The following is a 7,210-nucleotide window of genomic DNA, read 5'->3' as shown; positions in this document are numbered from 1 at the left end:
GAAACACAAGGATATGGCTGCTCTCTCTGGTCCAACTTTTTGGGGTCACTCTACCCTAGTCCCCCTTTTTTCCTCATGTTGCCAAATAAGGGGGCTCCGTTTTTCCCCCTTTTTTCCCGATTTTGCCAAATGAGGGGGTTCCGTTTTTCCCCCTTATTCCCCGGTTTTGCCAAATGAGGGGGCTCCACTAGTCCTCCTTATTCCTCGATTTCGCCGGATGAGGGGGCTTCGCCCCAGCTTTTCCCCCCCCCAGGCCGGCCGCCCCCACCCCAACATCTGAGATACATAGTGAGGTATAATAGTAGAAGCTTATGGAGAAGGAGAGTTTTTATGGACCAACGCGAAAAATCCGGCGCTGCCCTGGTGGCCCTGTCGGCCTTCGGCTTTGGGCTCATGCCGATCTTTGCCAAGATTTGCTATGGGGCAGGGGCGTCGACCTATACGCTTCTGTTTCTTCGCTTCCTGGCAGCGGCGGTCTTTATGATGGCCATGATGAGGGTCCGAAAGCTTCCCCGCCTGTCGAAGAAGGAGAGATGGACCTATTTTTTCTTGGGAGCCATAGGGGATTCAGCCCAGGCTTTCTGCTATTTCATGGCTCTCCAGTATGCGTCGGCAGGTGCGGTGTCGCTTCTTTTATATACCTATCCGGCCATGGTCATGGTGGGGTCGGCCTTTATCTATAAGGAAAAGATCACCGGGGATAAGGTCTTGTCCCTGGTCTTGGCCACAGCGGGCGCCTTTATCATCATGGGAGGGAACCTGGATGGGGAACCCTTGGGACTCCTTTTGGCTCTTTTATCCGCCTTGGTGTATACGACCTACATTTTTTATTCGGCCAAGTTCCTCCGGCCGGGCGTAGGGGCTCAGTCCTCAGCTTATATGATGGTGGGGAATGCGGTGACCTATGGGATCATCTCCCTCTTCGTGGGCTTTGACCCGCCCCGGACTTCGCCCGGCCTCATCGCCCTGGTCCTCATCACCCTCCTCTCCACCATCGTCGCTTTTTGGGCCTATATGGAGGGCCTGGGTCGCTTGGGCCCGACCAAGACCTCCCTGGTGTCCCTTCTGGAACCCCTCCTGACCGTCCTCTTTTCGGTCATCATCCTGGGCGAGGTCCTAACCAAAGATATCCTGATCGGGGGTTGCCTGGTTATGGCCTCCCTCTTTATCACCGTCCGAGCCTCCCACAAGAAGGCCCGGATCAACCCCGAAGAATGAAAGGAAGTGGTATGGCATTTGATTGGCCCATCCTTCACTGGATACAAAACACACTCACCTCACCGCCCATGGATTCCTTCATGGTCTTTGTCACCCGTTTGGGCAACATGGGATTCTTTTGGATCCTTTCGGCCCTCCTCCTCATGTCGCAGAAAAAGTATCGGAAGCAGGCGGTTCTCCTCCTCCTGGCCCTTTTGGCCGGCCAATTTCTCAACAACCTGGTCATCAAGAACCTGGTCCAGCGGTCCCGGCCCTGCTGGTTGGACCCCACGGTCCGCCTCCTGATTGATGTCCCCAAGGACTTTTCCTTCCCCTCCGGCCATTCCATGTCCTCGGCTATCGGGGCGGCCATGATGACCTGGACCGACCGACGCCTGGGCCTGGTGGCCATCCCCCTGGCGGTCCTCATCGTCTTTTCCCGTCTCTACCTCTATGTTCACTTTCCCACCGACGTTCTGGCCGGAGTGGTTGTCGGCCTGTCCATTGCCTTTGCCGCCATCTATCTGGCTCGAAAATATGGCAAAAATAAGCCGCAAGCATCAAGCGAAAGGAATTGAAACAAGCGGAATAAATTGAAACAAATCGAAAGGCATTGAAACAAAAGGAGATCCCATGAAACTCTATGGAAGCCCACTTTGTCCCGATTGCGTGGATGCCGTCGAGGCCCTTGATGGGGCCGGCATCCCCTACGACTACCACAACATCACAGAATCTCTGGCCGACCTCAAGGCCTTCCTGGCCCTCCGGGACAGCCGGCCCGAATTCGATGAGGCCAAGGAATCCGGCTTAATCGGGATTCCCGCCTTCCTCATGGAAGACGGAAGCCTGACCTTGGATACCGATGAGGTAGTGAACAAGGCGAATTAGGAGAAGGGAGGCCACAGATGGCTGTCGGCTACCAACCCATCCGGGAAATCAGCGAAAAATATTTCGGAGAACGACCCCTCAAGGAAGTCACCTATGACTACTCCATCAATGGCGGGGCCATTTTGGCCCACCTGGTTATTTTGGCCTTCTTAGCCTTTTTTGGCCGGATGGCCCTTTCGATCTCGGAAGGATTTTTTGGGAATCCTTGGGGTCCCGGCCCGGGGATGGGCTTTGGCCCGCCCTCTCCGCCCGGATTTTTCAAGGTGCCCCTAACCATCATGGGATTAGTCCTGGTTATCATCGGCTTGGGGACCCTCCATTCCCTTGTCGTCAACTACCGGAAGGGTCTGGCCCAGCTGGCCCGAGTCCGGGGCTTCTTTCGGGCCGACTCTTTCCTCCGGGAAAGGAGGTCGGATAGGTATTTTGTCCACCCGGCAGACAACCGGATCCTTTTCAACGAAGACTTCCTTATTTATAAGGGATCCTTCCTGTCGGACAGCCTGGTTCCCTATAAGGAGCTGGATCTGGAGGAGGACATCCGCTATGAGCCGGCGACGAAAGATTCACCTGCCCAGTATGTTTTGACCTTCACCTATGGCCCCCGTTTTTGGAACCGGGTTGAATTGGATTTTGATAACCGGGCGGATGCCGCCTTCCTCCAAGAGGTCTTTTGGAAGCTCAAGGAAGATCATGGGATGGCATGAATCTAAATGACACAAAATGTAACAAAAAGAGACAAAAAGAAACCAGCCCAAGTGGGGCTGGTTTCTTGTGTCTGGGATGGGCCTAGATTTCCATGTCGATCCGGTCCCGGACCAGGGTTCCGGCCTTGACCTGGGCATAGGCCTCTTCGAGTTCTTCTTCCGTATTCATCACGATGGGCCCCGGCCACCAGGCGATAGGCTCATCCAGGCGGACCGAGGAAAAGACCAGGATGGCGGCTTCCTCGTCGCCGGGATTGGTCAGGATCAGGCTGTCGCCCTCGGAGGTGGTGGCCGCATGGAAGTGGGGGAGGGTCTTATCGTCGACCTGTCCTTCTCCGATGAGGGCGAAGAGGGTGACGGACCGGTCGGGGTCCAGGTCCAGGGTCAGGGACTTCCCGGGATCCAAATGGACGTCATAGTAATCCACTGGGAGATGGTGGGAGAGGTAGCCTTGGTGGTCTTGGTAGTGTCCGGCCAGAAGGCGGAGGTAGCCCCCATCAAAGGGGATTTCCTCGATGTCCTCCGCCCGGATGGCCCGGTAGGCGGGCGGGGTGAACTTGTCTTTCTTGGCCAGGTTGAGCCAGAGTTGGACACCGAAGAGGCGGTCCACAGCCGGGAGCTTCTCCTCATGGAAGATGCCGGAACCGGCAGTCATCCATTGGACGCCCCGGTCATCCACCCGGTCTTCGTTTCCCAGGGAATCCCGGTGGACCATGGCGCCCTGGTAGACATAGGAGATGGTTTCAATTCCTCGGTGGGGGTGCATGGGGAAGCCGGCCGTGTATTTTTCCGGATCCCGGGAATCAAAGGCATCCAAGAGGAGGAGGGGGTCCGTTTGGTGCATGGAATGGCGTCCCAAAACGTGGTAAAGGTGGACACCTGCTCCATCAATACCTGCCTGGGGTGGGTAAATATTGGTGATCTTGCGTGTCATAGGGATTCCTTTCTGTATCAAAGTGTCGCATTTTCTTCCGAGGCCGTCTCCATGCTCCGGAGTTCCAGGATAGCCCGGGAGAGTTCCTCGTAGTCCTTATCGGTAAAGATGCCTTCGCAGAGGATGGCGGGGATGGGAGAGTGGGCGATCCGGAAGTTGGAGACCAGGAGGTCATAGGGGGACAGGTCGATGTCTTCGATCCGGACCGGGACCTCCTTGGGGAGGGTGACCTCGACCAGGTTGCCAAAGTAGAAGAGGATCTGGTCCCGGAGGGAGAGGGCGTGGAAGCGGGAGAACTTGCTGAGGACGAGGATTCGGACGGTCTTCCGGTTTTGAATCAGCTGGTTGAGGAAGTTTTCCCAGGTGGTGAAGAGGACATAAAAGAGATAAGCGAGATAGGCCGGGTCGGTGGGGAGGGAGAAGCGCTGGTTGTAGGAGCGGAGGATGGTCAGGACCCGCTGGCAGACCTGGGGATAGTGGGCCCGGATCTTTTCCTGGTAGACCCGGTAGGGGGAGTAGAGGATGAAGCGGCTGAGGGAGCGGCCGAAGGACCCGACCAGGGCATTGTGGAGGGCCAGGGAGAGGGCCCGCTCGTTGTCCAGGTGAATTTGAAAATCCTTGCAGATTTGGGTGGTCAGCTGGTTAATGTAGATAAAGGTCCGGTTGACCAGAGGGTCCTTGTCGGCCAGGTCCACCAGCTTGGCGTAATTTTCCGCATCCCGGTCCCCCACAAAGGGGGCTAGGAGCTCGGCGAAGAGGACAGGGTCATGGGCGGGGTTTCCATTTATGCAGGTCTTGCACCGGAGGTCCAAGCCCTCCTCGACAATGTTCTCTGTCAGAGTTCGGACCCGGAGATTTCGGGCGAGGACGTCTTCATCCAAGCGGAAGCCCTGGCAGCACCGGCGCATGGAGACCGCCATCTGGTAGTGGAAGCATTGGTAGTAGTGGAAAAAGTTTTTCCCATACTTCATGGGGATGACCCGATTGAGGAAGGCGGAGACCTGGTCCTTGGAGATGTGGTAGAAGGGCCAGTCATAGGAGGGGTACCTCTCCTTAAAAAAGGTCATATAAAAGGTCCGGACCTCCACCTCATCCCCCCTCATGACCAGGGGGTGGGTTTCCAGGTGGATGTCGAAATTTTCCTTGACCGCCTCATTGAAGAGGTCGGCCCAGCGGTAGATGGTGGAGGGAGAAACGAAGAGGTCCCGGGCCATGTCGCTGATGGTTTGGTTGGGGTGGAAGAAGATCCGCTCCAGGAGTATGCAGAGGGGGTCCCGGGACATGGCATAGGCATAGGCTTCTACATAGGAAGCCGCCTCTTTGTAGGTAATTTCTACCCGGTCCGACTTGGTAATTTCCAGGATGTCGGAAAAGAAGTCGTTGGCCTGACCGATGTCCGAAGCCAGGGAAGAGGGCCGGTAATGATAGTTTTTATAGAGTGTGGCCGTGTCCATGGATCCATTCTGCACTTCAAGAAGGGTGATGAGGTCCAGGAGGCGGCCCACTTTTTTGTTGAGCAAACTTTTCATAACAAAGGGCCCTCCTCTTTGGCTTGGATGGCGTCGTTGATGGCTGCCCGGAGGCAGTTCAGATCCCTAGCCTTGGGCGAGAAGTTAAAGAGGACGATCCGGCTGTCCGTCCCGGCAAAGCGGAAGGGGTGGTCGGGGTTCCCCTCAAGGGAGGCCGGGAGGGAGAGGTTGGTCCATATCACATCGTAGCCCTCCTCCAGGACCTCCTTCCAGCGGAAGGTGGGCTTATCATAGATGGAAATATGCAGGGGGAAGTAGGACACAGCCTGGACCAGGTCGCGGAGGGACAGGGCATGGGCATGGCCGATCGAGCTGATAATCAAGAGGGAGAGGGTATTGTCCCGGGGGAGCTTCCGGTAAAAGAGCCTCCCCCACTTCATCAAGAGGGAATAGAGGCAACATTCCATAAAAATGGGTTCCGGTTCAAGGTCCATGTGGTCAAAGTATCCCTCAATCCCCTTCCGAATATCGGCATAGAGCTTGGGATAGCTTTGGCCGATCAGGTGGGAATAGCGGTCGGAAATTCGGTAGAAGAAGGGGACCATGTCCGGTCCCACATAACCGGCATAGAGGGTGTTGTGGAGGTCCCGGACCAGCTCATGGCGGTCATCCGGCTTGACCCCATAGTCATCCTCGATCCGGTCCAGGAGCCTTGTTAAATAAAAAAAGGAAGCGTTGATCTTGGAATCCACCATGGCCATGTTGAGAAGGCCTTGGTAGGAGGAAAAATATTCCCTTTGGAAGTAAAAGGAATAGAGGTAGACCAAGGAGGCCAGACTCATAGGAAAGTCGAAAACCTCCTCATAGGTCTTGGCTTGCCGGAGGTAGTGGGACCGGTTTTTCAAGGAAGCCAGGGTATCCCTTTTGTGGCTGTCGTGGGTTTTTCTCTCCCTGCGCCAGTTCTTGATAAAGGCCTTGGCATCCCCCGATTCCTTTGCCCAAACCATGCCGAGGACCACATAAAAGGTCATCATCCGGAATTCTGCGAAGTCCATTTCCATCCCGGTCGATTCCAGCATGAGGCGGACAAAGCGGTTGACCTCCTCCCGGGGATAGTCGGGGAAGGGCCAGCCATCGATGTCCATCTGCTTATATAAAAAGATGGAGGAGAAAAGGAGGCGGGACTCATGGGGCCCTTCCAAGCGGAAAGGATTCGTAGCGATGGAAAGGCCCAGCCGGCCCAGTCCGGAGGCATTAAAAATGCCCACATTCCGGTAGAGGGAGGCTTCCGACATAGCTGCTTCCTTCGCCAGGTCTTGGCGGGAGAGGTTGGGCTTTAGGATGAGGGTCTGGATGAGGGAGAAGATGGGCTCCTCCTTCAGGACATCCCGGTAGACATCGGTGATGGTGGTGCCGGGCCGGTAGTGGATCCTGACCAGGTCCTCGGCAAGGTCAATGTGGATCCGGGGCCAATCGCTATTGATGAGCTGGATGTCGTTGGTCAAGGTCCGGTGGGGAAGGTCCAAATCCCGGGAAAGGGAGGCCAGGCTTTGGACTCCCTCCGAATAGGTCAGGGCCTCCACCAGGCGGAGCCGACGGTCCACAATATCATTGAGCAGGCTAGTCATTTTTCGTCCCTTTCTGTAGATGAATAAGGATTCCAAAAGCGGAAAATCTCCGGAAAGTTGTCATTATCTCTTCTTGATAGCTTAATAATAAGCCATTCTCATCAGTTTGTAAATTTGAAAAAAATTTGGAAAATCCTCTTTTTTTCTTCAGATATATACCAGTAAACCCCTCAAGTATTGGGAAAAAACGAATAAATTTCCTACAATTCTAATGAATGTTATTAACAAAAAGGAAAGATGAGAAAAGCAAAGTGAATTAATCCGATATAATAAATTATGTTCAATGCAGAAGTAGGTTTACCCATTGCTTGATGATTTTGTTCAGTCGGCCGGGCCGGCTGAATCAGGAATAGAAGAATCCGCTCGTTAGCGGACACCAAGGGGAATAGT

At 54.9% G+C, this 7,210-nt stretch carries 7 protein-coding genes; 4 read left to right on the top strand and 3 right to left on the bottom strand.

Annotated features, from left to right (window positions below; all coding sequences use genetic code 11):
- The first annotated feature begins 330 nt into the window (after window positions 1-330).
- Genes HGKM_RS01030 through HGKM_RS01015 form a run of 4 tightly spaced genes read left to right on the top strand, consistent with a single transcriptional unit; the run spans window position 331 to window position 2,789 of the window.
- The gene (locus HGKM_RS01030) at window positions 331-1,218 is read left to right on the top strand and encodes a DMT family transporter (RefSeq protein WP_019133452.1); all 888 of its coding nucleotides are present in this window, start codon (window positions 331-333) and stop codon (window positions 1,216-1,218) included.
- 11 nt (window positions 1,219-1,229) lie between these two features.
- On the top strand, window positions 1,230-1,775 hold the full coding sequence (locus HGKM_RS01025) for a phosphatase PAP2 family protein (RefSeq protein WP_019133451.1): 546 nt from the start codon (window positions 1,230-1,232) through the stop codon (window positions 1,773-1,775).
- 55 nt (window positions 1,776-1,830) lie between these two features.
- The gene (locus tag HGKM_RS01020; RefSeq protein ID WP_019133450.1) at window positions 1,831-2,085 is read left to right on the top strand and encodes a glutaredoxin domain-containing protein; all 255 of its coding nucleotides are present in this window, start codon (window positions 1,831-1,833) and stop codon (window positions 2,083-2,085) included.
- A 17-nt stretch (window positions 2,086-2,102) separates the two neighbouring features.
- Window positions 2,103-2,789 (top strand): hypothetical protein, encoded by a 687-nt coding sequence (locus HGKM_RS01015; RefSeq protein ID WP_019133449.1) that lies wholly within the window; start codon window positions 2,103-2,105, stop codon window positions 2,787-2,789.
- 82 nt (window positions 2,790-2,871) lie between these two features.
- Here the strand turns inward: HGKM_RS01015 and HGKM_RS01010 are convergent, their stop codons facing one another.
- The 3 genes from HGKM_RS01010 to HGKM_RS01000 are packed head-to-tail and all read right to left on the bottom strand — an operon-like array spanning window position 2,872 to window position 6,820.
- Window positions 2,872-3,723, bottom strand: coding sequence for a pirin family protein (locus HGKM_RS01010; protein WP_019133448.1), 852 nt, complete (start codon window positions 3,721-3,723; stop codon window positions 2,872-2,874).
- Between the two features lie 17 nt (window positions 3,724-3,740).
- On the bottom strand, window positions 3,741-5,252 hold the full coding sequence (locus tag HGKM_RS01005; RefSeq protein WP_019133447.1) for an AcpB/EbpR/MafR family transcriptional regulator: 1,512 nt from the start codon (window positions 5,250-5,252) through the stop codon (window positions 3,741-3,743).
- Window positions 5,249-6,820, bottom strand: a complete 1,572-nt coding sequence (locus HGKM_RS01000; RefSeq protein WP_019133446.1) for an AcpB/EbpR/MafR family transcriptional regulator — start codon at window positions 6,818-6,820, stop codon at window positions 5,249-5,251. Before HGKM_RS01000 ends, HGKM_RS01005 begins: the two co-directional genes overlap by 4 nt.
- Window positions 6,821-7,210 lie beyond the last annotated feature (390 nt).

It is taken from the genome of Kallipyga massiliensis ph2 (assembly GCF_000311985.1).
Lineage (GTDB): Bacteria > Bacillota > Clostridia > Tissierellales > Peptoniphilaceae > Kallipyga > Kallipyga massiliensis.
This window is presented reverse-complemented; position numbering and strand designations above follow the sequence as displayed.